This is a genomic window from Falsiroseomonas sp. (genome assembly GCF_051859025.1).
Taxonomy (GTDB): domain Bacteria; phylum Pseudomonadota; class Alphaproteobacteria; order Acetobacterales; family Acetobacteraceae; genus Falsiroseomonas.
The window spans coordinates 72,719-96,040 of the sequence record NZ_JBHYGL010000034.1 but is presented as its reverse complement, the minus strand read 5'-3'; the positions used below and the strand labels follow the sequence as shown (position 1 = coordinate 96,040).

22 protein-coding genes are annotated in these 23,322 nt (G+C 71.8%); 12 read left to right on the top strand and 10 right to left on the bottom strand.

The genetic code is table 11. The features are described from left to right. The first annotated feature begins 67 nt into the window (after positions 1-67). Positions 68-385 carry a hypothetical protein gene (locus ACTIE5_RS21570; RefSeq protein WP_439551787.1) on the top strand — a complete coding sequence of 106 codons (318 nt, stop codon included), beginning with the start codon at positions 68-70 and terminating at the stop codon, positions 383-385. A gap of 5 nt (positions 386-390) precedes the next feature. Then, positions 391-681: a hypothetical protein gene (locus tag ACTIE5_RS21565; protein ID WP_439551786.1), complete on the top strand. Its 291-nt coding sequence runs from the start codon at positions 391-393 to the stop codon at positions 679-681. 249 nt (positions 682-930) lie between these two features. Here the strand turns inward: ACTIE5_RS21565 and ACTIE5_RS21560 are convergent, their stop codons facing one another. Further along, complete coding sequence (locus ACTIE5_RS21560; RefSeq protein ID WP_439551785.1) at positions 931-1,341, bottom strand: hypothetical protein; 411 nt, start codon at positions 1,339-1,341, stop codon at positions 931-933. 218 nt (positions 1,342-1,559) lie between these two features. Here ACTIE5_RS21560 and ACTIE5_RS21555 point away from each other — a divergent pair, with 218 nt between their 5' ends. The 4 genes from ACTIE5_RS21555 (at position 1,560) to ACTIE5_RS21540 (ending at position 5,377) form a co-directional block, all read left to right on the top strand. Further along, positions 1,560-1,919, top strand: a complete 360-nt coding sequence (locus ACTIE5_RS21555) for a hypothetical protein (RefSeq protein ID WP_439551784.1) — start codon at positions 1,560-1,562, stop codon at positions 1,917-1,919. 162 nt (positions 1,920-2,081) lie between these two features. After that, positions 2,082-3,788, top strand: coding sequence for a tetratricopeptide repeat protein (locus ACTIE5_RS21550; protein WP_439551783.1), 1,707 nt, complete (start codon positions 2,082-2,084; stop codon positions 3,786-3,788). A gap of 19 nt (positions 3,789-3,807) precedes the next feature. Then, positions 3,808-4,671 carry a 4-(cytidine 5'-diphospho)-2-C-methyl-D-erythritol kinase gene (locus ACTIE5_RS21545; protein WP_439551782.1) on the top strand — a complete coding sequence of 288 codons (864 nt, stop codon included), beginning with the start codon at positions 3,808-3,810 and terminating at the stop codon, positions 4,669-4,671. 118 nt (positions 4,672-4,789) lie between these two features. After that, entirely contained in the window at positions 4,790-5,377 is a 588-nt protein-coding gene (locus ACTIE5_RS21540; protein ID WP_439551781.1) for a hypothetical protein, read from the top strand. A 43-nt stretch (positions 5,378-5,420) separates the two neighbouring features. Here the strand turns inward: ACTIE5_RS21540 and ACTIE5_RS21535 are convergent, their stop codons facing one another. Together ACTIE5_RS21535 and ACTIE5_RS21530 are read right to left on the bottom strand one after the other, a co-directional pair. Beyond that, a complete protein-coding gene (locus tag ACTIE5_RS21535) occupies positions 5,421-6,590 on the bottom strand; it encodes a pyridoxal phosphate-dependent aminotransferase (protein ID WP_439551780.1) in 1,170 nt (389 codons plus the stop codon). Continuing rightward, a complete protein-coding gene (locus ACTIE5_RS21530) occupies positions 6,590-8,128 on the bottom strand; it encodes a gamma-glutamyltransferase (RefSeq protein WP_439551779.1) in 1,539 nt (512 codons plus the stop codon). Before ACTIE5_RS21530 ends, ACTIE5_RS21535 begins: the two co-directional genes overlap by 1 nt. Between ACTIE5_RS21530 and ACTIE5_RS21525 the strand changes: the two genes are divergently transcribed. From ACTIE5_RS21525 to ACTIE5_RS21510, 4 genes are all read left to right on the top strand, one after another. Further along, positions 8,085-9,476, top strand: a complete 1,392-nt coding sequence (locus tag ACTIE5_RS21525) for a M48 family metalloprotease (protein WP_439551778.1) — start codon at positions 8,085-8,087, stop codon at positions 9,474-9,476. The genes ACTIE5_RS21530 and ACTIE5_RS21525 overlap by 44 nt on opposite strands. A 70-nt stretch (positions 9,477-9,546) precedes the next feature. Next, entirely contained in the window at positions 9,547-10,329 is a 783-nt protein-coding gene (locus tag ACTIE5_RS21520) for a DsbA family protein (protein WP_439551777.1), read from the top strand. Between the two features lie 98 nt (positions 10,330-10,427). Next, on the top strand, positions 10,428-11,588 hold the full coding sequence (gene argE, locus ACTIE5_RS21515; protein WP_439551776.1) for an acetylornithine deacetylase: 1,161 nt from the start codon (positions 10,428-10,430) through the stop codon (positions 11,586-11,588). Next, positions 11,585-12,568 (top strand): peptidase M14, encoded by a 984-nt coding sequence (locus ACTIE5_RS21510; RefSeq protein WP_439551775.1) that lies wholly within the window; start codon positions 11,585-11,587, stop codon positions 12,566-12,568. The genes argE and ACTIE5_RS21510 overlap by 4 nt, the downstream gene beginning before the upstream one ends. A gap of 92 nt (positions 12,569-12,660) precedes the next feature. On the opposite strand, the gene ACTIE5_RS21505 is transcribed toward ACTIE5_RS21510, so the two are convergent. The 4 genes from ACTIE5_RS21505 to ACTIE5_RS21490 all read right to left on the bottom strand — a co-directional run bounded on the left by ACTIE5_RS21505 (position 12,661) and on the right by ACTIE5_RS21490 (position 16,988). Then, complete coding sequence (locus ACTIE5_RS21505; RefSeq protein ID WP_439551774.1) at positions 12,661-13,632, bottom strand: tripartite tricarboxylate transporter substrate-binding protein; 972 nt, start codon at positions 13,630-13,632, stop codon at positions 12,661-12,663. Between the two features lie 104 nt (positions 13,633-13,736). Continuing rightward, positions 13,737-14,942: a multidrug effflux MFS transporter gene (locus tag ACTIE5_RS21500; protein ID WP_439551773.1), complete on the bottom strand. Its 1,206-nt coding sequence runs from the start codon at positions 14,940-14,942 to the stop codon at positions 13,737-13,739. A gap of 121 nt (positions 14,943-15,063) precedes the next feature. Then, positions 15,064-15,927 (bottom strand): TIGR01459 family HAD-type hydrolase, encoded by an 864-nt coding sequence (locus tag ACTIE5_RS21495; protein WP_439551772.1) that lies wholly within the window; start codon positions 15,925-15,927, stop codon positions 15,064-15,066. Continuing rightward, complete coding sequence (locus ACTIE5_RS21490) at positions 15,924-16,988, bottom strand: quinone-dependent dihydroorotate dehydrogenase (RefSeq protein ID WP_439551771.1); 1,065 nt, start codon at positions 16,986-16,988, stop codon at positions 15,924-15,926. Before ACTIE5_RS21490 ends, ACTIE5_RS21495 begins: the two co-directional genes overlap by 4 nt. 132 nt (positions 16,989-17,120) lie before the next feature. Between ACTIE5_RS21490 and ACTIE5_RS21485 the strand changes: the two genes are divergently transcribed. Then, on the top strand, positions 17,121-17,975 hold the full coding sequence (locus tag ACTIE5_RS21485; RefSeq protein WP_439551770.1) for a DMT family transporter: 855 nt from the start codon (positions 17,121-17,123) through the stop codon (positions 17,973-17,975). A gap of 429 nt (positions 17,976-18,404) precedes the next feature. After that, positions 18,405-19,934 (top strand): right-handed parallel beta-helix repeat-containing protein, encoded by a 1,530-nt coding sequence (locus tag ACTIE5_RS21480; protein ID WP_439551769.1) that lies wholly within the window; start codon positions 18,405-18,407, stop codon positions 19,932-19,934. 192 nt (positions 19,935-20,126) lie between these two features. On the opposite strand, the gene ACTIE5_RS21475 is transcribed toward ACTIE5_RS21480, so the two are convergent. The 3 genes from ACTIE5_RS21475 to mutL all read right to left on the bottom strand — a co-directional run bounded on the left by ACTIE5_RS21475 (position 20,127) and on the right by mutL (position 23,180). Beyond that, positions 20,127-20,786, bottom strand: a complete 660-nt coding sequence (locus ACTIE5_RS21475; RefSeq protein ID WP_439551768.1) for an MBL fold metallo-hydrolase — start codon at positions 20,784-20,786, stop codon at positions 20,127-20,129. Positions 20,787-20,860: 74 nt separating this feature from the next. Continuing rightward, positions 20,861-21,277, bottom strand: a complete 417-nt coding sequence (locus ACTIE5_RS21470; RefSeq protein WP_439551767.1) for a BLUF domain-containing protein — start codon at positions 21,275-21,277, stop codon at positions 20,861-20,863. A gap of 61 nt (positions 21,278-21,338) precedes the next feature. After that, positions 21,339-23,180 (bottom strand): DNA mismatch repair endonuclease MutL, encoded by a 1,842-nt coding sequence (gene mutL, locus ACTIE5_RS21465; protein ID WP_439551766.1) that lies wholly within the window; start codon positions 23,178-23,180, stop codon positions 21,339-21,341. Between the last annotated feature and the right edge of the window lie 142 nt (positions 23,181-23,322).

Sequence of the window (23,322 nt, the reverse complement as noted above, 5' to 3'; positions counted from 1 at the left end):
CGCGGCCGCCCTTCCTGTTTCGACGCCAGTGCCGCCTTCACGAACGCCGCAGGGGAAAGACCGCGCCGTGCAGCCCTTCATCGCCGACCATCTCGGCTTCTGGATCCCGATGTATGTCCTGGCCCTGACGGCCTGGGCCTGCCTCGGCCGCTTCATGATGCAGGTCATCGTGCCGCATGACAGCCCGAACTACATCTGGCGCGGCTTCCGGCTGCTGACGGATTGGGCCGTCTGGCTCGCCCGCCGCGCCGTGCCGTCCTATGTCGAGGGCCGGTTCCTGCCGCTGGTCGCGGCATGCTGGCTGTTCGGCATCCGCCTGGTCGGCGGCGTGCTGATGCTCTCCGCCGGGCTCGGCCCGCGGATCACGCCGCCGGGCGCGGGGTGAACGCGATGACGCCGCAGAACCTCTTCGTCGTCGTCGTCGGCCTGTGCCTGATGAACGGCCTGGTCAGCCCGGTGCTGCCGGTCATGATGGCGCTGCATCCGGTCTGGCTGCCGGAAATGCTGCCGCCCACGAACGAGATCGTCTTCTATGGGGCGAGCCTGATGGTCTCCACCGGCACGCTGCTGCTGGCCGGGCTGCCGGCCGCCATCCTGGAACGGCTCGGCATCGGCCTGACCCAGGCCATGCTGGCCTGGGCCGCCGGGGCGGGGTTGCTGCTGCTGCTTGGCATCGCCTGACGCGCGTCAGCGCCCCCGGATCAACGCCCCGGGATCAGCGCCAGACGAAGTCGTTGACGCTGCAGGTCTCGATCCGTCGGCGCTCCGCGGGCCGGCCATCGGCATAGACCACGCGCATGTCCACGGCGCAGCCACGCCCGGCGGGCAGGCTGACCTGCAGGCGCTGGCCGGGCTGGAGGATGTTCTGCCCCAGCCGGTCCCCGCCCCAGTTGTTGTCCGTGGACAGGGAGACATAGACCTCCCGGATCGTCAGGCCGGTGCCGTTGACGAAGTAGAAGCTCGGGTTGCCCGCGACCGTCGCGCCCGCGCCGCCCCCGCCGATGCTGGCCCCCGCGCCGGCGCCGGACCGGCCGAAGACGATCTGGCTGAGGTTGCAGGCACCTGCATCCGGCTTTCCTCCCCCCCGCCCTGGTAGGTCACGCGCAGGTCGAGGATGCAGTCGCCGAAATTCGGCGTCACCCAGACCCGCTGGCCCGGCGGCAGCACGGAGGTGCCGAGGATGTCCGGCCCCCAGTCGGAGACGCGGGAGGAGGAGACATAGGCGCGCTCGATCACGCGGCCCGTGTCGTTGACCAGCCAGAAGCGGTTCTGCGCCTGCGCGGTGCTCGCGCCGAGAAGTCCGGCGAGCAGGGCGAGGCAGGCGATCAGGTGGCGACGCATGAAGGGACCTCCCGGGATGCTGAGCGTATCGAAAGGTATCGGAATGGTTCTGGCAACAGGTTAGCGTCGGGCCGGTCGGGTCCGACGGGGCGCGACGGCTGCCGCCTGCGGATCGGACCGGGATGCCGCGATGCACTTGAAAGTTGCATTTGTTCGCTTGCGGGATCATGTTGGCGACGCTGCCGTCGCGCCCGGGTTGGGCGTGCCTGGGGTTCATCATGTCGCTTGATACGACCAGCTCCGATGCTGCCCTCCGTCTCTCCGCCGCCATCGATGAGATGCGCGCGGAAGTGACGGCGACGCGTGCCGTGCTGAAGGCCGTGATGGCGGAAGACGGCGCCGCGGTGGGGCCCCTGGCTGAACTCGCGGAATCCGCGAGTCGGCTTGTCGGCTTTGCCGGGGGCGACTCGACGGCGGGCAATTCAGCGGTACCGGCGGAATCCGATCCCGACGTGGCGGGCGACACGGGCGTTCCCGCCCACCCCATGCGGCGCATCACGGATTGGGCCGAGGGCGTGCTGCATGCCCTGCCGCCGGGCAGCCACATCGTCACGCGGCGGCGGTCCGAACAGTATTGAATCTGCTCGATTGAAGGCGCGGGCACCCTGCCTGCCCCGGGCCGGACGGTTCCTGGACCGTGGCAAATCGGCATCGCCTTTCCGCCACATGTTGCAACAGCGCCACGCCGCGGTGGCGCAGCCCCGGCTTCCCCGGCTAGGCTCAGGCCAATGATCAGGCTCGTGCCCCCTCGCCGTGCCGTCCTCCTCGCGGTGGCCCTCCTGTCGGCCTGCGCGGCGGCGGGCACGCCCGTCCCCGCCACCGCGCCCGCCCAGGCCCAGCCCGCCGAACCCGGCGGCGTCTTCGGCACCTACCTGGCCGGCCGCTTCGCGCAATCCGAGACCGATACCCGTACCGCCGCGGATAATCTGCTGGACGCGCTGCGGCGGGAACCGGACCAGGCGGAACTCCTCAACCGCGCCTTCGCCGCCGCGCTGCTGGATGGCCGGCCGGATGCGCTACGCCTGGCGCGGCGCCTGCCGGACAACCAGGCCGCCGCGCTGCTGCTGGTGGGTTCGGAAGCCGTGGCCGGCCGCTGGGACCGCGCGGAGCAGCGCGTGCGCGCCCTGCCGCGCCAGGGGCCGTCCCAGATCCTCCAGCCGCTGCTGCTGGCCTGGGTGCAGCAGGGCAAGGGGCAGACCGACGCGGCCGTCGCCACGCTTCGCCCGCTGGCCGAAGGCGGCCGCCTGCGCGGCATCCACGCCCTGCACCTGGCGCTGATCGCCGATGTCGCCGGCCGGCCGCGGGAGGCCGAGCGCGCCATCCGCACCGCGCTGGCGGAAACACCCGAGCCATCGCTCCGCCTGCTGCAACTCTCCGCCGGCATCCTGGCCCGCAGCGGGCGGGAGGCCGAGGCGCTGCGACTGATGGAGGCGCTGGGCCGCGGCCTCGGCGATTTCGCCATCGCCGCCGGCACGGACCAGGCGCGCCGCGCGGTCATCGCGCAGCGTGGCGTCGTCTCCGCGGTGGAGGGGATCGCGGAAGCGCACCTCGCCTTGGCCGCCGCGCTGCGCCAGCAGGGGGCCGGGGAGGGCGCGCTGATCCTGGCGCGGCTGTCGCTGCGGCTGCGGCCCGCCTTCACCCCCGCGTTGCTGCTGATCGCCGAAGCCTATGGGGAGGAACGGCACCCCGGCACCGCCCATGCCGTGCTTGAACAGGTGCCCGCCGCCGATCCGCTGGCGCGCGTGGCCGCGCTGCGCCGTGCCGCGCTGCTGGACCGGATGGACCGCGTGCCGGATGCCGAGGCCGCCTTCCGCGCCATCGCGGCCGAAGTGCCGAACGCGCCCCAGCCTTTGGCGCGGCTCGGCGACCTGCTGCGCGCGCGCAACCGCTTCGCCGACGCCATCGCCGCCTATGATGGGGCGCTGGAGCGGGTCGGCACGCCGACCGCGGCCGAATGGCCGCTGCTCTATGCCCGCGGCATCGCGCATGAACGCGCCGGCGCCTGGCCGCGCGCGGAGGCTGATTTCAAGCAGGCGCTCGAGCTTTCGCCCGAACAGCCCTACGTCATGAACTACCTGGCCTATACCTGGGTGGAACAGGGCAAGGACCTGCCGGCGGCGCGGCGCATGCTGGAACGCGCCGTGGAACTCCGGCCGAATGACGGCAACATCGTCGACAGCCTCGGCTGGGCGCTGTTCAAGATGGGCGACCTGCCCGGCGCCATCCGTTGGCTGGAACGCGCGGTGGAGCTGGAGCCGCGCAACAGCGTCATCAACGACCATCTCGGCGATGCCTATTGGGCGGCGGGGCGGGAGAGGGAGGCGCGCTTCCAATGGACCCGCGCCCTCGGGCTGGAACCGGAGCCGGCCGACCTCGTGAAGATCACGGCCAAGCTGCGGGACGGGCTGCCGGCATCGGCCACGCCCACCGCGCAGCGCGCGGACTGACCGGGCCGCGCCGGACCGGATGATCGGCTTCGCCCCCACCTTTGCCCCGGCCAAGGTGAACCTGACGCTGCGCGTTACAGGCCGGCGCGCCGATGGCTATCATCTGTTGGACAGCCTGGCGGTTTTTGCCGGCGTGGGCGATGTCGTCTCCGCCACGCCGGCGGAGGGGCTGACCCTGTCCCTGGCCGGGCCGGGCGCGGAGGCCCTGCGGGCGGAGCCCGACAACCTGGTCCTGCGCGCCGCCCGCGCGCTGGCCGACACCGCCGGGGTACCGGCACGGGCGGCCATCATTCTCGAAAAGCACCTGCCGGTCGCTTCCGGCATCGGCGGCGGTTCCGCCGATGCGGCGGCCGCGCTGCGGGTGCTGGATTCGCTGTGGGGCACGGGGCTCGGACCGGCCGGGCTGCGGAACATCGCGGCGGGGCTCGGCGCCGATGTGCCGGTCTGCGTCGAAAGCCGGCCGATGCGCATGCGCGGCGTGGGGGAGGTGCTGGACCCGGTGCCGCCCCTGCCGCCCTTCGGGCTGCTGCTGGCCAATCCGCGCCTTGCCCTGGCGACGCCTGCCGTCTTCAAGGCCCGCGCGCCCGGCTTCTCACCGCCAATCGCCTACCCGGAAGCCTGGCGGGATGCCGCGGCGCTGGCGGATTGGCTGCGGCCACTGGGCAACGACCTGGAAGCGGCGGCGGTCTCCCTCTGCCCCACCATCGCGGCGGTGCTGGCCGCCATCGGCGCGCAGCCCGGCTGCCTGCTGGCGCGGATGAGCGGCAGCGGCGCCACCTGCTTCGGCCTGTTCGCGGCGCCGGCCGCGGCCGAGGCTGCCGCGGCGGCCCTGCCTGCTTCCTGGTGGCGCTGGGGCGGGGCCGAGGTGCGGCGCGCCGGATGATCGCGCGATCGCCGGGCCGGGTGGCGCCCTGCGATGCCGGCTTTCCCGCTGCCGCACGGGGTCCGCTTCGGCCCTGGAGCCCACGGATATCATCCTTGGCGATGGGGAGATGATGCGCATGCGATGGCTTCTCGCCCTGGTGCTGCTGGCGGGACCGGTGCGGGCGGAGACGCCGCCGGTGCCACCGATGGCGGAGCGATTGCTGCCCGGCGAGCGGGACGGCTTCGTCACCGACGCGGCGCGCGGCTGCTGGCTCTGGGTCGGCGGGCTGTCGGACCTCGCGGCCGATGTCGAGGCGCGATGGAGCGGTGACTGCCCCGACGGACCTGCCGAGGGTGCCGGCCGGGCCCTGTTCCTCTGGCGGGAGGGCCGCACGGTGCGCGGCATGATCTACGAGGGCGTGATGAAAGGCGGCCGCCCGGACGGCCGCGGTGCCCTGGCTTATCTGCGCAACGGGGAACCCACGATGACCGAAGCCGGGGACTACACGAACGACGGACTCGTGCACGGCCGGGTGGAGGTGCTGGTGCAGGGGCTGGTCTACGAGGGCGCGCTATCGGACGGCGTGCCGCACGGCCCCGGCATGCTGCGCAGCGCGGGGGGAAGTGTTGCCGGCATCTGGGCCAGGGGCTGCCTTCCCCTGCCGGGTGGAGCCTGGGCGGCCTTCCTCCGTCCCGAGGAAGGCTGCGCGCCAGTCGAGGATTGATCCCGCCGCGGCGCGCGAGGCGTCGCGATCCACGAAGGATGCCCTACCGCCCCAGCCAGGCTTTCAGCCGCGCGGGCGCCTGCACCATCGCCGCTTCCGGCCCGCAATAGCTGAAGCGCAGGAAGCGGCTGCCCCTCTCGCGGTCGAAATCCACCCCGGCGGAGGCCGCGATGCCCGCGCCCTCCAGCATCCCGGCGCAGAAATCGAGGCTGTCATTCGTGAGGTGCCCGACATCGCACCAGAGGTAGAAGGCGCCGTCGGCGGCCGCGATCCGGTCGAAGCCCGCCGCCGGCAGGCCTTCCAGCAGTGCGGCGCGGGCGCGGGCATAGCCGGCCTTGTTGGCCTCCAGCTCCTCCACGCAGTCGAAGGCGGCCTCGGCGGCGACCTGCGCGACATGGGGGGCGCTGATGAAGAGGTTCTGTGCCAGGCATTCCACCGGGCGGACCAGGTCCTCCGGCAGCAGCAGCCAGCCGATCCGCCAGCCCGTCATGGAGAAGTATTTGGAGAAGCTGTTCACGACGATGGCGCTGTCGCTGAACGCCGCGGCCGTGCTTTCGGCGACGGTGCCGTAGGACAGGCCGTGATAGATCTCGTCCGACACCAGCCGCACGCCATTCGCATGGCACCAGCGGGCAATCGCCGACAATTCCTCCGGCGACAGCATGGTGCCGGCGGGGTTGCAGGGGCTGGCGACGATCAGCCCGGCCGGCAGCGGGTCCAGCCTCTCCAGCATGGCCAGCGTCGGCTGGAAGCGGGTGGCGGCATCGCAGGGCAGCAGCTGCGGCACCATGCCGAGCGCCGTCAGGATGTTCGCATAAGGCGGGTAGAAGGGCGCGGCCATGGCGATGCGGTCGCCGGCATCGAAGGCCGCGAGGAAGGCCAGCGGGAAGGCGCCGGACGCCCCCACCGTGACGGCGATGCGCGAAGGCGAGACCGCCACCCCGTACTTGTCCCGGTAGTGCCCGGCGATGCGGGCGCGGAGCGAGGCCAGGCCGAAGGCTTCCGTATAGCCCATCGGGTTGCCGGCCTGCAGCGCGCGGATGGCCGCTTCAGCCGCGCCACGGGGCGCGCCGCTGCCGGGCTGGCCGACCTCCATCCGCAGGATTCCGGGCGACCCTGGCGGCAGCGACGCGGCGCGGGCATTCGCGGCCGCGATCACGTCCATCACCAGGAAGGGGGGCGCTTCCGCCCCCCGCCCCGTCTTGAGAGCCATCAGCGGTCCACGGCGCCGATGGCGAGGCCCATGCCGCGCGGATCGGTCAGCGAGTAGCAGCTGTTCGGATCACCCGGCAGGTAGCGCGGGCAGGCCATCAGATTGCCCCGGCCAGGATTGGGCACGCCCGCGAAGGTGGCATCCTGCGGCGCATTGCGCAGCGCCTGGGCCAGCGGCGCGGCGGCAGCGATCGGCGCGGCATGCTGCCCGCTGCCTGCGCTGGCGGCACGGAAGGTCCGCAGCGGCGCGTTGAAGGCGATGGCGGCGGAGAGCAGCGGCGGCTGCACCTGCCCGATGCCCGGCGCGGCTGCCAGCAGGATGCCCGTGCCCGGCGCCACGCGCCCCGTGCCGAAGAGGTTGTTCATGGTGAAGGCGCAGGACACCGCCATGCCGTCCCGGTCCACCACCACCAGGCTGGTGGTGGCCGGCAGCACCGGCCAGCCCTGGTCGGCCGGAAGCTGAGCCGTCACCAGCGCCATTGGATCGCCACCGCGTTCCCGCCAGGCGCGGGCCACCGCCACGCCGCGCAGCGCCGCCGCATCCGGCGTGGCGCCGGCGGACAGCGCCGCGAAGGCGGCCGCGGTGGCCAGGCCGCCATCGGCCGGCGGCGGCAGGAAGGCCACGCTGTCATTGCCCGAGCGCAGGATCAGCGGCGCCGCGACGCTGGGGACGGAGGCGCGCATTTCCGCCACCGTCAGCCCGCCGCCGGCGGCGAGGGAGGCTTCGGCCACGCGCCGTGCCAGCCCGCCCTGGTGCAGGTCCCCCACCCCCGCGGTGCGCAGCGAACCGAGCGTGGTGCCGAGGTCCTGCTGCACCATCGTGGCGCCCGCCGCCAGCGGCTGGCCGCCGGGGCCGCCGAAGACCGCGGCCGCGCCGGGGTCCGCCATCAGCGGGCCGGCGACGGCGGCGATGTCAGCGGCCAGGGCACGGCTGACCTCCACGCCGAAGCGGGCCGCCTGCTCGGCCGGGGCGATCAATTCCTCGAAGGGCCGGACGCCGCCGCGGGCGTGAAGGGCGAAAAGGCCGCGCGCCAGCATCGGCACGGCGGCGGGGCGGTCGGCGCCGGGCGGCGTTGCCTCCCGCGCCCCGGGCAGGAACAGGATGGCCTCGGCTTCCGCCCGGCGGGGCGCGAAGAGAAGGCAGGCGCCGCCGCCGCCAAGCGCGGCGCGGGAGGGCTGGGTGACGGACAGCATGAGGCCACCCGCCACCGCCGCATCGGCGGCGGACCCGCCGGCGGAGAGCGTGTTGCGTGCGATCAGCGCGGCGCGCGGATCATCCGAGGCGGCGGCGCCGACGAAGCCACGGACGAATCCTGGCTGGCCGGGCTGCAGGGCATTGGGGTCCGGCGCGAAGGCGCTGCAGCCGGTCAGTGCCAGCGCCGCCAGGGCGGCGAGGGCGGGGTGGGAAGCGGACGCCTTGCGCGCTAGCCTTCGGCCCATGCCGCGCCGCTCGTCCCTCGCCAGGCCCCCGGTCCCGGGAAGACCAGCTTCCGCCATGGTCTTCGCCGCCATGGTTGCCGCCCCGAAGCTGGTCGTCATGCTGGTCGTCCTCGCCCTGCTCGCCGCGCTGGTCGTCCCTGGATCCGCCTCGGCGCAGTCGGCGGCGTCACGCATCGTCACCATCCGGGACGCCGAGACCGAAAACCTGGTCCGGCGCCTGTCCCATCCCCTGCTTCGTACCGCGGGGGTGGATCCCGGCCTGGTTCGGACCACGCTGATCCAGGACCGCGCCATAAACGCCTTCGTCAGCACCGGCAACCGGCTGTTCATCCATACAGGGCTGATCCAGCAATCCACCAGCGCCCTGGAACTGGTCGGCGTGCTGGCGCATGAGACCGGGCACATCGCCGGCGGGCACCTGGCCAGGCTGCCGGAGGAGATGCGCAACGCCATGCTGCGCAGCATCGGCGCCATGCTGCTGGGCGGCGCGGCGGCCGCGGCCAGCGGCCAGTCCGGCGCCCTGGCGGCGGGGATGCTGGGCGGCCAGGCCAGCGCGATGGGGGAATTCTACGCCTTCACCCGCAGCCAGGAACAGGCGGCGGACCAGGCGGGGGTCAACTACCTCGATCGCCTCGGCTGGTCGTCCCGGGGGCTGGAGAGGCTGCTGGAGCGGCTGCTGGACCAGGAACTCCTCGCCGTCGGGCGGCAGGACCCCTATTTCCGTACCCACCCCCTGTCCCGCGACCGGCTGGAATTCATCCGCGAGCACCTGGCGCGGTCCCGCTTCGCGGAGGCGCCTTTTCCCGCGGAGCTCGACGCCGCCTTCGCCATGGTGCGGGCCAAGCTGGACGGCTTCATCGATTCGCCCCTGCTGACGATGCGCCGCTACCCCGAAAGCGATACCGGCGCCCCCGCCCGCTACGCCCGCGCCATCGCCCAGTTCCGCTCCGGCCGGATCGCGCCCGCCGTGGCGATGGTGGATTCGCTGATCGCGGAACAGCCGACCATCCCCTGGCTGCATGAGCTGAAGGGCCAGATCCTGTTCGAGGGGCAGCGGGTGGCCGATTCGCTGGCGCCCTACGCCACCGCGGCGCGGCTGGCGCCGGAGGAAGGGCTGATCCGCCTGAGCCATGCGCGGGTGCTGATGGAACTCGGCCAGCCCGCCCAGCTTCGCCAGGCGCTGGGCGAACTCGATGCCGCGAGGCGCACGGAACGCGACAGCGCCTTCCTGTGGCGCCAGCTGGCGGTGGCGCATGGCCGGCTGGGGGAGATGCCGCTGGCGGATTTGGCGCTGGCGGAGGAGGCGATGCTGCTGGGCGATGCGCTGGCGGCGCGGACGCTGGCCGCGCGGGCGGAGGGGGGGCTGCCCCCCGGCCCCATGCGGCTCCGCGCCTCCGACCTCAAGAATGCCGCGCAGCCGGAGAACCTGCCCCCCCGGCGCCGATGAGGGCTGGCGGTGACAGCTGGCGGTGACAGCTGGCGGTGACACCGGGGCCCCGGCTGGGATAAGCACAGGCATGACCCGATCCCCCCTGCGTGTCCTCCTCGCCCTCGGCCTGGTCCTGTTCGCCGGCGGTGCGCCGGCCCCCGCCCAGGGTCAGTCCCAGGCCCAGGAAGCCCAGGGTTTCACCGCCGGCCAGCGGGCCGAGATCCTCGGCATCCTCCGCCAGGCGCTGCGGGACGACCCGACCATCATCCGCGAAGCCCTGGCCGGGCTGGAGGAGGCGGACCGCCGCGACCGGAGCGAGGCGCAGCGCGCCGCCATTGCCGGCAATGCCGATGCCCTGTTCCGGGACGCCGCCGACCCCAGCAAGGGCAATGCGCGCGGCGATGTGACCATCGTCGAGTTCTTCGACGCGCGCTGCGGCTACTGCAAGCAGATGCAGCCCGCGATGGACGCGCTGCTGCGGCGGGACCCGAATGTCCGGGTGGTGCTGAAGGACCTGCCGATCCTGGGCCCGAACAGCGTCCTCGCCTCCCGCGCCTTGCTCGCGGCGCAGCGGCAGGGGCGCTACGTGCCCTTCTACGACGCGCTGCTGTCCCTGCGGACGGAGCCGACCGAGGCGGTGCTGCGCCAGCAGGCCGAACGGGCGGGGCTCGACTGGTCCAGGCTGCGGCGCGACATGGACGACCCCGCCATCGGCGCGCGGATCGAACGCAACCTGGCGCTGGCGCAGCGCCTCGGCATCGAAGGCACGCCGGCCCTCATCATCGGCAACACCCTGGTGCCGGGCGCGATCGAGCTGCCGGCGCTGGAGCGGCTGGTGGCGGAGGCGCGGGCAGGGCTTACCTCGCGGTAGTCTCAATCAAGGGTAGAAGATGGACTTTCTTTAAGCGCCCCCGGGCCGGATTGCCGGGCGGTCACCGCCGTATAGACTGGCCCCCAAGGGGGAATCCGATGGGGGCGGGACCGCAGGCGGTCGAGGTTCTGGCGCGGCTGGTGGCATTCGATACCACCAGCGCGCGAAGCAACCTGGACCTGGTGCGCTATGTGCAGGCCGAACTCGCCACGCAGGGCGTGGAAAGCCGGCTCGTCCACGACCCCGTGCAGGACAAGGCCGCGTTGCACGCCATCATCGGTCCCGCGGTGCCGGGGGGCGTGGCGCTGTCAGCCCATAGCGACTGCGTGCCGGTGGCGGGCCAGGCCTGGACTGGCGATCCCTTCGCTCTGCGCCACCAGCACGGGCGGCTGGTCGGCCGCGGATCGGTGGACATGAAGGGCTTCTGGGCCTGCGCCATGGCCGCGGTGCCGGGGCTGCTGGCCAAGGGGCTCAAGCGGCCCGTGCATCTGTGCCTGAGCTTCGATGAGGAGACGACCTTCGCGGGCGCCCCGCTGCTGGTGGGCAGCCTGGGCCAGGCCGCGCCGCCGCCCGAATTCTGCGTGGTGGGCGAGCCCACCGGGATGACGCCGGTGGTCGCCCACAAGGGCTACGCCTCCTGGAATGTGCGCGTCACCGGCCGGACCGGTCATTCCAGCCTGACGCACCGCACCGCCAATGCCCTGGAAGCGGCGGCGGAAGCGGTCGCCTGGCTGAAGCGGGATGCCCGCCGCATCGCGGCCGATGGCAAGCAGGCGGCGGGGTTCGAGCCGCCCTGGAGCACCATCCACACCGGCACCTTCCAGGCCGGCACCATCCTCAACATCGTCCCGGACCTGGCCGAATTCGTCTTCGAGGTCCGCAGCATCCCCGGCGAGGATGGCCGCCTGGTGCTGGCTGCGCTGGAGGCATGGCTGGCGGCGGAGGTGCTGCCAGGGCTGCGCGCGGCGGCGCCGGATGCCGGCTTCACCTTCGCGACCCGCTGCTACGCGCCGCCCTTCGAACTGCCGGCGGGGTCGGCGCTGCTGGGGCTCGCCCAATCCTGCGGCGCGCGGGGTGGCGCGCTGCGCGTGCCCTACGGCACGGAAGCCGGCGTGTTCCAGCGGGCGGGGATCGACAGCATCGTCTGCGGCCCCGGCCAGGTGGCGCAGGCGCACCAGCCCGATGAATGGATCGAGGAGGCCGAGATGGCGGCCTGCTGCGCCTTCATCGACCGGCTTGGCGACGCGCTGGCGGCATGAGCATGATGACCGGCGACCTGACCCAGGGCCTGCCCCGCTTCGACCTGCCCGACCTGGCCGTGCGCCTGCCGGTGCCCGACATCGCGCCGTGGCGGGCGGGGAATGTCGGCATCCCCGGCGTCTGGACCCAGGCGGCGGCGGAGGCGGGGCCGCATCTCCTCATCAGCACGCTGGTGCATGGGAACGAGATTTCCGGCGCGCTGCTGGCCACGCGCTGGCTGCGGGAAGGCGTGCGGCCGCGGCGGGGGCGGCTGACCTTCCTCTTCGCCAATTTGGCGGCCTTCGACCTGTTCGATCCCGCCGACCCGACGGCGAGCCGCTTCGTGGATGAGGACATGAACCGCCTCTGGTCGCCGGTGGCGCTGGCGGGGGGGCGGCGGTCGGTGGAGCTGGAGCGCGTGCGGGCGCTGCTGCCGGTGGTGCGCCAGGCGGATGTGCTGCTGGATCTGCATTCCATGCTCTGGCCGTCCGACCCGTTGTTCCTGACGGGGACGGGGCTGGAGGCGCGGGCGCTGGCCCGGCAGATCGGCACGCCGCCGCTGGTGGTGGGGGATGATGGCCATGCCGCGGGGCTGCGGATGATCGACCATCCCCGCTTCGCCCAGGATGGCGGCCGCGGCCTGCTGCTGGAGGCCGGGCCCCATTGGCAGCCGGAGACACTGGCGCAGATGGAGGTGGCGGCCGCGCGGCTGCTGCGGCTGCTCGGCATGGCGGAGGATGGCGCCCCGATCGCCGCCGAGGCCCAGGCCGCCCCCGGCCGCGTGGCGCGCGTGACCCGCACGGTGACGGCGGCGACGGGCGGCTTTGCCTTCCTGCGCGACTATCGCGGGGGGGAGGTGATCCCCCGCCGCAACACGCTGATCGCGCTGGATGGGGAGGCGGAGATCCGCACCCCCCATGACGATTGCCTGTTGGTGATGCCGAGCCCCCGCGTGATGCGCGGCCACACGGCGGTGCGGCTGGCGCGGTTCGAGGGGTAGCCATCTGGTCCCGGTCCAGGGTCCGGTTGGACCCTGGCGAGGGGGTGCAGGGGGAGCAGCGCTCCCCCTGCGGCAGCCTGAACTGCCCGCGGTCAGTTCGCCAACGGGTCGGCAGCCTCGATCAGCGGCTTCCAGCGCGCGATCTCCGCCCGCCAGAATGCCTGAGCGCCTTCCGGCGTCGTGCGTTCCCCACTCGCCGGCCCGCTGCCGAGGTCGCCCATGCGGCGGATCACCGTCTCGTCCCGCAGCGCCGCGTGCAGCGCGCGGTTCAGGCGGTCGATCACCGGGCGGGGCGTGCCGGCGGTGGCGAAGAGCATGTTCCAGCCGGACATGCGCATGGCGGGCAGCCCGGCTTCCGCGGTGGTGGGCACGCCTGGCAGGGCGGCGGCGCGGTCCGGCGTGCTGATGGCGAAGGCGCGGATGGAGCCCGCGCGGATCTGCTCGGCGTTGTTCGTCGTCTGGTCGCAGCCCAGGTCGAGCGTCCCGCCCACCAGATCGTTCATCACCAGCGCATTGCCGCGATAGGGCACCAGCGTCACGGGCGTGCCGATGGAGGCCATGAGCAGCAGGCTGCAGAGATGGCTGGTGGAGCCGACGCCGGCATTGCCGAGGTTGAGGCGCCGCCCGTCCCGCCGCACCAGCGCCACCATCTCCGCCAGATTCGCGGCGGGGAAGGTGGGGCGGGCGATGATGGCCATCGGGACCTCATTCACCAGGCCCACCGGTTCCAGCGCCAGGGGATCGAAGCTGAGCTGGCGATACAGCGTCGGTATGGTGGCCTGGGCCAGGCTGCCGAACAGGATGGTGTGGCCGTCGGGCCGGGCGGCGGCCACGCGGGCCTGCCCGATGGACCCGCCGGCGCCGGAGGCGTTCTCCACCACCACGGGCTGGCCGAGATCGGCGCCGAGCGAGGGCGCGATCAGGCGCGCGACCACGTCGGCGGGGCCGCCCGGCGCGAAGCCCACCACCATGGAGATGGGGCGCGTGGGATAGGCGGGCTGCGCGGCGGCGGTGCCGGCGGCCAGCACCAGGGCGAGCAGCGCCCCGCTTGCCGTCTTGAACATCGTGATCCTCTCCCGGTTCGTTGCCGGGAAGGTTCGCGGTATTGGCGCCGCCCGCAAGGGCGAAAATCCGCCGCATGGCGGGAACGGATGCGTGAAGGGGAATGCTACCCCCGCCGCGCGCCCCGCAGCGCCAGCCAGCAGGCGCTGCCTGTCGCCGCCATGGTCAGCGCCGTGCCGATGCCCGCGCCGTATTCCACCAGCCCGACCACGAAGGTCATCAGCGCGCCGAAGCCCATCTGCAACGCGCCGACCAGGGAGGATGCGGTGCCCGCCAACTGCGGCTTCGCACTCAGCGCGCCGGCGATGGCGTTGGGCTGCGTCATGCCGTTGCCGACGCCGACCAGCACCATGGGCACGAAGAACACCAGGATATGCGGCGGGAAGGCCAATTGCCCGACCACGGCGCCGATGGACCCGACCACGGTGATGGAGGTGCCGACGCTGAGCATGCGCAGGATACCGAGGCGCTTGGACAGCACCCCCGCCAGCCAATTGCCGGCCGCGAAGAAGACGGAAATGGCGGCGAAGCCGATGGCGAACTGCACCGGCGTGTAGCCCATGCCCTGCACCACGACATAGGGCGCGCCGCCAAGGAAGGCGAAGAACACGCCGGTGGCGCAGGCCGTCAGCGCCGCATAGGCGCGGAAGACGGGAATGGCCCAGAGGCTGCGATAGGCCGCGAGGATGGCGAACAACCCGGGCAGTGGCTGCGGCGCGGGCAATGTCTCCGGCAGGCGCTTCCAGGCGACCAGCGCGAGCGGCAGGCCGAAGACCAGGCATGCCCACATGCTGGCCCGCCAGCCCAGCGTCTGGTCGAGGTAACTGCCCAGCAGCGGCGCCAGCATCGGCGCGATGGTCATGCCCATGGTGACGTAGCCGAGGACGGAGGCCGCCTGGTCCCGCGCCCAGACGTCGCGGATCACCGCACGCGCCAGCACCACGCCGGCGCAGGCGCCCATGGCCTGCAGCGCGCGGGCGATGACCAGCGACCCGATCCCCCCCGCCAGTGCCGCGCCGAGCGAGGCGACGGCATAGAGCGCCAGCCCCCCCATCAGCAGCGGCCGCCGCCCGAAGCGGTCCGACAGCGGCCCGTAGATCAGCTGCCCGACGCCGACGGAGAGCAGGTACAGCGTGACCGTCAGCTGCACCGCGGAGGTGGAGGCGCCGAAATCCCGCCCCATGGAGGGCAGGGAGGGCACCAGCACCTGCATGGTGAAGGGCCCGATGGCGATCATCGCGACCAGCAGCCAGATCGGCGGGCGGGGTTTTTTCAGATCGGCCGAAACACCCGGCGCGCCGGGGAGGGGCATCGTGGCCGAGGGCGGCTGGGGGTTCTGCGTGTTCACTGGCACCAGAGTAGGCACCGCCGCCCCCCTGCACAGGGGCCATATTTCGCAGGTCGCCCCCGCGCCGGGCGGGAAGCGTGCCCCGCTACCAGCGAAGCCCGGTCAGCGCGGCCACGGGCGTGACACCCTCCGCCGCCGCGACCGCGGCCAGGCGGTCGCCATCCGGCGCCTCCCCATGGGCATGGGCGGCGAGGCCCGTCAGCGCCCAGACGGCATCGATCCCGGCCGCCTGCGCGCCGGCCAGGTCCGTATGCGGGCTGTCCCCGATGGCGACCAGGCGCGCGCGGTCGGCGATGCCCAGAGCCTCCATCACCGGGTCATAGACCGCGGGGTCGGGCTTGCCGATCTCGATCGCCTTTGGCCCGCCGAGGGTGACGTAGAGGTCCGCCAGCGCGCCGGCGCAGATGATGTGGCGGTCGCCCACCATCACATGCCGGTCCGGGTTCACGCAGACCATCGGCAGGCCGCGCGCGGCGCAGGGGGCAAGCTGCGCGGCATAGGCGCCCGCATCCTCCGCGCCGCGATCCGGGTCCGGGCCGGTGTTCAGCACGAAATCGGCCTGGTCGAGGTCGGTCACGATGGAGACGCCGCTGTCCCGCACCACGGAGAGGTCCCGTTCCGGCCCGATATGGATCGCCCGCGTGCCGAGCGCCGCGAAGGCCGGCGTGTCCCGCCGCGCTAGGTGCCGCCAGGCGATCTCGCCGGAGGTGACGATGGCGGTCCAGTGGGCGCTATCCAGCCCCATGCCCGTCAGCAATTCATGCACCACGAAGGACCGGCGCGGGGCGTTGGAGAGGAAGACGATCCGCTTGCCCTGGTCCGTCAGCCGCGCCAGCGCATCCGCCACGCCGGGATAGGGGCGGCGGCCATCATGCACGACGCCCCAGATATCCAGGATGAAGCCGTCATAGCGCGGCGCCAGGCTCCGCACGCCATCGAGGATCTTCATCGCGCATCCACGCCCACGGCTTCGGCGACGCTGGAAAAACCCTCGCGCCGCATCGCCGCGGCCAGTTCGCGCTTGATGCGGGGGATCAGCGCCGGCCCGTCATAGGCGAAGGCGGCATAGAGCTGCACCAGGCTGGCGCCGGCCTTGATCTTCTCCAGCGCATCGGCGCCGGAACCCACGCCGCCGCAGCCGATCAGCGTCAGGCGCCCCTGCGTGACCTTGGCCACGCGCTTCAGCAGCGCCGTTGCCGCTTCCCGCAGCGGCGGACCTGAAAGCCCCCCCGCCTGCGACTTCAGCGCGGATCGCAGCGGCGCCGGGCGGGCGATGGTGGTGTTGGAGATGATGAGGCCCTGGATGCCGTGCTGCAGCGCCGATTCGACGATGGGCTCCACCGCGCCCGGCGACAAATCCGGCGCGATCTTCACCAGGATCGGCGGGCGGGGGCCGGCGATGGCGTCCCGCGCCTCCGCCAGCGCCGCCAGGATGTCCCGCAGCTGCTGCTCCCCCTGCAGGTCGCGCAGCCCCGGGGTGTTGGGGGAGGAGACATTGACGGCGACATAGGCGGCATGGGGCGCGACGGCGGTGTAGAGCGCTGGATAGTCCCGCAGCGGCGCGGCACCTTCCTTGTTGATGGCGATGTTGCAGCCCAGCACCGCGGGGCGGGGGCTCGGCAGATGGGCGAGGCGCGCCAGGAAGGGGGCGAGGCCCGCATTGTTCATGCCCATGCGGTTGATCACCGCCCGGTCTTCCACCAGGCGGAACAGCCGGGGCTTCGGATTGCCGAATTGCGGCTTGGGCGTCACGGACCCCGCTTCGACGAAGCCGAAGCCGAGGCGCATCAGCGGCGCGATCGCCACCGCCGATTTGTCGAAGCCGGCGGCAAGCCCGATCGGGTTGCGGAAGCGCAGGCCGAGCGCCTCCGCCGCCAGGATCGGATCGTCCGGGGACCGGTCGGCGCCGGCCAGGCCGAAGCGGAGCGCGCGCAGCGCCAGGTCATGCGCGCGTTCGGGATCGATGCCGCGCATCAGCGGCATGAGGGTGGAGGCTATGCGGGGGGTCATCGCCGCGGCTTGTGCCCCGGCGCGCGGGGAATGGGAAGCGGGAAGGTCGCGCGGGGCTGTGCTGCGCTTCGGGCGATGGACAGCGCCGCGCCCGGCGGCCAGAAGGGCGCCTGGAATCCCGGGGGGAAAAGCGTGCGCGGTCCCGCGCTGATGTTCGGCGCGATCCTGCTGTTCGGCGTGCTGGATGCCAACAGCAAGCTGCTGGCCGACCACCATGCGATGGCGCAGGTGCTGCTGGTGCGATTCGTCGTGCTGCTGGTCCTGGTGCTGCTGCTGCTCCCCCTCGCGCCGCGGCTGATGGGGAGGCTCTCCACCCGCCATCCCTGGCTGAATGCGGGCCGCGCGCTGGCCATGCTCGGCAGCGCCAGCTTCTTCTTCCTGGCCTTCCGCGACCTGCCGCTGGTGGAGGGCTACCTGGTCTTCTTCACCGCGCCGCTGATCGTGCTGCTGGCCTCCGCCCTTTTCCTGCGGGAAAGGGTCTCGCCACTCGCCTGGGTGTGGTGCGCGGTGGGGTTCGGCGGCGTGGCGATGGCGCTGGCGCCGGGCTTCGCCAGCGGGCTCGGCAGCGGGCCCTTGAGTGGCTACCTCTACGCGCTCTGCGGGACGGGGACCTATTCCGCCGTCTTCATCCTGAACCGGCAGCTGCGGGACGAGCCGGGGATCGCCCGCGTGCTGTTCTGGCCGGCGCTGCTGGGGCTGCTGGTGATGACGCCCTTCGGCATCGCCGAATGGCAGCCGCCGACGGCGATGGGCTGGGCGCAGATGATCGCCGCGGGGATGACAGTGGCGGCGGCGACGGTGATGATCGCGGAAGCCTTCCGCCACGCCCCGGCCGCGCGGCTGGCCCCCATCAGCTACACCGGCATCATCTGGTCGGTGGCCTTCGATGCGCTGTTCTGGGGCCACGCGCCCGCGCTGGTCACGCTGGCGGGCGCGGGGCTGGTGGTGCTGGCCTGCGTGATGAGCGAGCGGGCGGCGCGGCGGTAGGGGCCACAGCGGCATCACGTCGAGGACGAAGATCCGCGTCACCGTGCCGCAGCCGAAGGAATGTGGATCGCGAATGCCTCTGGTCGCGTGCGCCTTCGCGGATGCCGGCGATGCCGTCCAGCGCGCCGCCGGCGCACCCCGCATCGTCCGAGAGTTCGTGACGACGGCGATGGCCAGAGCAGGCTTCAGCCCGCAGTCCCGACGCCGGTGCCGCCATGGTGCCTATTCGCGTGCTGGTTCGAGCGCGAATGATCCAAAAAAATCTAACGCTGATTTTTGGGCCGTGTCGGCTGATGCCCTGCCGCCACGGGCATTTCAACGTGATGTGATCACAAAGCAGTTATTGCGGGCTGCCGGCCCTGGAACGACTTGGCGATGCTGATTCGCGATTGCTAAATTCGAATTCTGAAGTGTGAGAGGATTCTCGCGATGGCGGCGGACGTCAATATTCTTGACTATGGAGCGAATGGGGATGGCGCATTCAACAACACCCCAGCATTCATCGCGGCCATCGCCGCGGCGGGTTCCGGCGGCTCGGTTCGCGTTCCCGCCGGAAATTTCAAGGTCGACGGGGAGACCGTCATCACTTTTAGGGTGAGGATTTTCGGCACCGGCACGATCTCCCGCGATGGCACCTCCGGCGCAAACAGATTCCGGACTTCCAATGCGCCAGACGTCGAGTTTCAGGGTTTGAGGTTCGAAAGCAGTTCGAACACCGCGGGAGGCTATTGGATCTATGCGGATGCTGGGACGGCCCGGCTTTCCGTTCGGGACTGCGCCTTCAAGGGTGGCCTCGCCATCGGCGTCGATGGCGCCGGCGCGACGGCGATCGAGAATAATGTCTTTCAGGACCTCCGGGTCGGCGTCGCGGTCGGCCCGCTCGCGGGGTCGACTGCATCGGTCGGCGTTGTTATCACGGGCAACCGGTTTCTGAAGACAAGGGACGAGGGCGTCGACCTGAACCGGAATTTCAAGTCCGTCGTCGTTTCCTCAAATTATTTTCTGGAGTGCCACCTCGACTCGGCAGATCCGTCGCTCGGCGAGGTCATCGATATCGGTGATCCCTCGAGCACCGTTCAGTCCGATGTGACCATCTCTGCCAACGTGATCGACGGAGGGGGTACGAGTCCGGGCGGCATTCGCGTCAAGGGCGGGGTGAAGCAGGTCACGATCCTCGGCAATACGATCACAGGGCTTCGGCCGAACCGATGGGCTGCCGTGATCCTGGACACCGCCACGGACGTCGTCATTCATGGGAATACCGTGGAGGGCTGCAGCCGCGGCGTTTCTGTCAACGGCGCATCATCGGCATCGCGCGTTACTGTGTCCGGTAACATATTCAGGAACCCCGTCCTCGGCGCCATCAACATGCAACTGGGCTCCGGCAGTCGCGACATTACCATATCGGGCAATACCTGCGATGGCGGCGGAGTCGCGACCGAGCAGGGGATCAGGCTGTCAGGGGCAGCAGGGAGTCTGATACAGAGCAACAACGTTCGCGGCTTCGCCCAGCAGGGCATCCTGGTCGGCACTGGGAGCGAGCGGACGCAAGTTATTGGAAACAACACCCATGGCTGCCTCCACGGCGTCGATATCCTTTCCTCGGTTACGACTGTCAGGGGCAATATGGTCTTGGACTTTGCCCAGATCGGCGTTTACGTAAGGCCGAACACCCAGTTCGTGACAGTGTCGGAGAACAGCTGTTTTAATGGAAATAATGACAGCAGCCCTTCCGGTTGGGCGATATTGCTAGAGTCGGGCGCGAATTTTTCAAAGGTTACCAATAACACCTGCATCGACCTGCGTGCTCCCGGAACCAAGAAGCAGTTCGGAATTTTTGTAGCTGGGTCTGTTTCGATGCTGGTCGCCGACAACATCAGTACGGAAAATGCCCAGAATCTGAATCTGGGATTCGGCGGCCCTCTCTCCAATTCAATAGTGACCGACAACGTGACCTGATCGGCGGTTGACCGGTTATCGGCCAAGGGAAGGTGGGGGCGTCATCGGCATCCATGCGGCCTGGTTGCGCCGGAATCGCTGACCGAGATCCAGTGCCGGGGCTGACGAGAAGCTTGGCTGGCAGGCGGAGGCACTGGCGCATGCCGGCATCCCCCCCGCAACCTGCGACCGCCAGCGCCAACCGGTGACAGTTCAGCGCGGCAGGAAGGGATTGGTCCGCCGTTCCTCGCCGAAGGTCGATCCCGGGCCATGGCCGCACAGGAAGCGCATCTCGTCCCCCAGCGGCAGCAGCTTGGTGGTGATGGAGCGGATCAGCGCCTCATGGTCGCCATAGGCGAAGTCGGTGCGGCCGATGGAGCCACGGAACAGCACATCCCCCACCACCGCGAAGCCCAGCGCCACGGAGGTGAAGACCACATGCCCCGGCGCATGGCCCGGGCAGTGCAGCACGTCGAAGCTCTGCCCGGCGATGGAGACCGTGTCCCCTTCCTCCAGCCAGCGATCCGGCGTCACGGATTGAAGGTCAGGCGCGCCGTATTGCGCGCCCTGGGCGGGGATATTGGCCAGCAGGGGGGCATCGTCGCGGTGCGGTCCCTCCACCGGCACCGGCGTGCCCTGCTTCGCCTCCAGCGCCAGCTTCAGCGCCGCGGCGCCGCCGGCATGATCCAGGTGCCCATGGGTGATGAGGATGCGGTCCACCGTGCAGCCCGCGCGATCGATCGCGACCAGGATGCGGGGGACGTCGCCGCCGGGGTCGATCACCGTGCCGGTGTTGCTCTCCGCGTCCCAGACCAGGGCGCAGTTCTGCTGGAAGGGGGTGACCTGGATCTGGGCGGCTTGCAGCTTGGGCATGGCGCCAGGGGTGCCGCGCCCGTCGCCTGGCGTCAACCGGGTGGCGTCAACCGGGTGGCGTCAACCGGGTGGCGTCAACCTGGCGCGGCGCCTTCGCGGGGTTCGCTGGCGATGCGGGCGAAGGCGCGGCGGGCTTCCTCGGCGGAGGCCGCGCCGGGGGCGCCGGCGCGCACCTCCTCCCGGTTCCACATCCAGGACCTGGCCGGGTCCTCCAGCATGTCCCAGTCGGGGAAGCTGCGGAACGGCGCGTCGCCGCACCACAGCAGCGTCACCTCGATATGGCGGTCATCGCGCAGGATGCGGCCGAAGGTGGCCGTCACCTTGCTGCGCGGGCCTTCCAGCATCTGCATGAACAGGTCGTTGCGGCAGATCAGCGCGCCGGTGATGCCATCCGCCCGGTTGCGGCGGCGCGCCGTCATCAGGATGTCGTCCAGCGTATCCCCGCTGAATCCGAAGGGGCGGGAGGCGTAGATCAGCTGCATCAGGCGCATCGGCCAGCGGTCCGGACGTTTTCAACAGTCTGCCCATGAAGCGCCGTCTGCGACCAGGGGCTCAGCGCCGGCCGAACAGCTTCTCCAGCTCCGCCTTGCCGAGGCGCAGGACCGTCGGGCGGCCATGGCTGCAGGTGGCGGCGCGGGGCGTTGCCTCCATCTGGCGCAGCAGCGCCGCCATCTCCGCGCCCTTCAGCCGGCGGCCAGCGCGAATGGATCCATGGCAGGCCAGCCGCGCGACGGCGGCATCGAGCCGCGCTTCCAGCGCCAGCGCCTCATCCATCTCCGCCAGTTCGGCGGCGATGTCGCGCAGCAGCGGTGCGGGTTCGGGGTTGCCAAGCAAGGCGGGCAGGGCGCGGACCAGGATGGCGCCGGGGCCGAAGCCCTCGATCTCCAGCCCGAGGCGCGAAAGCTCGGCCGCCTTGTCCAGCAGGCGGCCGACATCGCGGGCGGGCAGTTCGACCACGGCGGGCAGCAGCAGGGGCTGGGCGCGGACGCCGCCTTCGACGAGTTGCGCGCGCAGCGCCTCATGCACCAGGCGTTCATGCGCGGCGTGCTGGTCCACCAGCACCAGGGAGCCGTCCGGCGCCTCCGCGAGCACATAGGTATCGAGGATCTGCGCCAGCGGCCGGCCGAGCGGCCCATCCTCCGGGAAGTCGGGCAGGGGCTCCGGCGCGGGCGCGGGTGCGAAGGCGAGGGGGAGCGAGGGCGGGCGGGGGGGCCTGGCCACCGGGCCGGGCGGCGGGCGCCAGCCCGGGAAGACGGGGACCGGCGCCTCCGCGAAGCCCGGCGCCGGGCTGTAGACGGGCGCGTAGGAGGGCACGGCAACCGGCTCCACCGCCCATCCATCGGATGCCACCCCATCAGGCGCCAACCCATCCGGCGCCGCCCCCTGCGCGCCGACGGCAAGCGCGCGGCGGAGCGCCGAGATCATCAGCCCGCGCACCCCATCGGAATCGCGGAAGCGCAGTTCCGTCTTCATCGGATGGACGTTCACATCGACCGCTTCCGGCGGCACATCGAGGAACAGCGCCGCCGCCGGGAAGCGCCTGGCCGGCACCAGGTCCCGGTAGGCGACGCGCAGCGCGGTGCGCAGCTGGGGGTCGCGCACCGGGCGGTTGTTGACGACGAGGTGCTGCGCCTCCCCGGTCGCGCGGTGATGCGTCGGCAGGCCGGCGAGGCCCGTGAGCGTGATGCCGTCCCGCGCCGCCTCCACCGGCACCGCGGCGGCGGCGAAATCGGCCCCCAGCAGGGCGGCGATGCGGCCGGCGCGGTCGGCGGGCGCCAGGTTCAGCGCCTGGCGGCCATCGACGGTGACGCGGAAGCCCACCTGCGGCCAGGCCATGGCCAGGCGCTCCACCGCCGTGACCGCGGCCTCGGCCTCGGTCCGGGGGGATTTCAGGAATTCCCGCCGCGCGGGGGTGGCGTAGAACAGGTCCCGCACCTCCACCCGCGTGCCGGGCGGGCCGGCGGCCGGCGCCACGGCGGATTTGCGGCCACCCTCCACCGTGATGGCATGGGCCGCGCCCCCACCATTCCCTGAGGTTCCGTTGCGGGAGGTCAGCGTGAGGCGCGCGACGGCGCCGATGGAGGGCAGGGCCTCACCCCGGAAGCCCAGCGTCGCGATGCGGAACAGCGCCGCTTCCTCCGGCAGCTTGGAGGTGGCGTGGCGTTCGACGGCGAGTTCGAGGTCATCCGGCCCCATGCCGCCGCCATCATCCTCCACCAGGATGCGGCCGATGCCGCCTTCCTCCAGCGTCACGGCGATGCGGGTGGCGCCGGCGTCCAGCGCGTTCTCCACCAGCTCCTTCACCGCGGCGGCCGGACGCTCCACCACCTCGCCGGCCGCGATGCGGTTGGCGGTGGTCTCCGGCAGCAGGCGAATCCGGGGGGCGGGGGCCATGGCAGAGAGATGCGCCGGGGCGGGGTCCGCGGGCAAGGCCCACGAAGATCAACGCTGGCGGCCCGCGCCCAGACCATCAGCGCAGCCTGGCGCAACAGTACAGGGCGCGAAGGCAAGGGCGCGGATGCGCCCGCCCGTCACG

Coding starts and splice junctions, on each gene's coding strand:
- ACTIE5_RS21565 (WP_439551786.1), top strand. CDS start 391: ATGACGCCGCAGAACCTCTTCGTCGTCGTCGTCGGCCTGTGCCTGATG.
- ACTIE5_RS21560 (WP_439551785.1), bottom strand. CDS start 1,341: ATGCGTCGCCACCTGATCGCCTGCCTCGCCCTGCTCGCCGGACTTCTC.
- ACTIE5_RS21555 (WP_439551784.1), top strand. CDS start 1,560: ATGTCGCTTGATACGACCAGCTCCGATGCTGCCCTCCGTCTCTCCGCC.
- ACTIE5_RS21545 (WP_439551782.1), top strand. CDS start 3,808: ATGATCGGCTTCGCCCCCACCTTTGCCCCGGCCAAGGTGAACCTGACG.
- ACTIE5_RS21540 (WP_439551781.1), top strand. CDS start 4,790: ATGCGATGGCTTCTCGCCCTGGTGCTGCTGGCGGGACCGGTGCGGGCG.
- ACTIE5_RS21535 (WP_439551780.1), bottom strand. CDS start 6,590: ATGGCTCTCAAGACGGGGCGGGGGGCGGAAGCGCCCCCCTTCCTGGTG.
- ACTIE5_RS21525 (WP_439551778.1), top strand. CDS start 8,085: ATGGTCTTCGCCGCCATGGTTGCCGCCCCGAAGCTGGTCGTCATGCTG.
- ACTIE5_RS21530 (WP_439551779.1), bottom strand. CDS start 8,128: ATGACGACCAGCTTCGGGGCGGCAACCATGGCGGCGAAGACCATGGCG.
- ACTIE5_RS21520 (WP_439551777.1), top strand. CDS start 9,547: ATGACCCGATCCCCCCTGCGTGTCCTCCTCGCCCTCGGCCTGGTCCTG.
- argE (WP_439551776.1), top strand. CDS start 10,428: ATGGGGGCGGGACCGCAGGCGGTCGAGGTTCTGGCGCGGCTGGTGGCA.
- ACTIE5_RS21510 (WP_439551775.1), top strand. CDS start 11,585: ATGAGCATGATGACCGGCGACCTGACCCAGGGCCTGCCCCGCTTCGAC.
- ACTIE5_RS21505 (WP_439551774.1), bottom strand. CDS start 13,632: ATGTTCAAGACGGCAAGCGGGGCGCTGCTCGCCCTGGTGCTGGCCGCC.
- ACTIE5_RS21500 (WP_439551773.1), bottom strand. CDS start 14,942: ATGCCCCTCCCCGGCGCGCCGGGTGTTTCGGCCGATCTGAAAAAACCC.
- ACTIE5_RS21495 (WP_439551772.1), bottom strand. CDS start 15,927: ATGAAGATCCTCGATGGCGTGCGGAGCCTGGCGCCGCGCTATGACGGC.
- ACTIE5_RS21490 (WP_439551771.1), bottom strand. CDS start 16,988: ATGACCCCCCGCATAGCCTCCACCCTCATGCCGCTGATGCGCGGCATC.
- ACTIE5_RS21480 (WP_439551769.1), top strand. CDS start 18,405: ATGGCGGCGGACGTCAATATTCTTGACTATGGAGCGAATGGGGATGGC.
- ACTIE5_RS21475 (WP_439551768.1), bottom strand. CDS start 20,786: ATGCCCAAGCTGCAAGCCGCCCAGATCCAGGTCACCCCCTTCCAGCAG.
- ACTIE5_RS21470 (WP_439551767.1), bottom strand. CDS start 21,277: ATGCGCCTGATGCAGCTGATCTACGCCTCCCGCCCCTTCGGATTCAGC.
- mutL (WP_439551766.1), bottom strand. CDS start 23,180: ATGGCCCCCGCCCCCCGGATTCGCCTGCTGCCGGAGACCACCGCCAAC.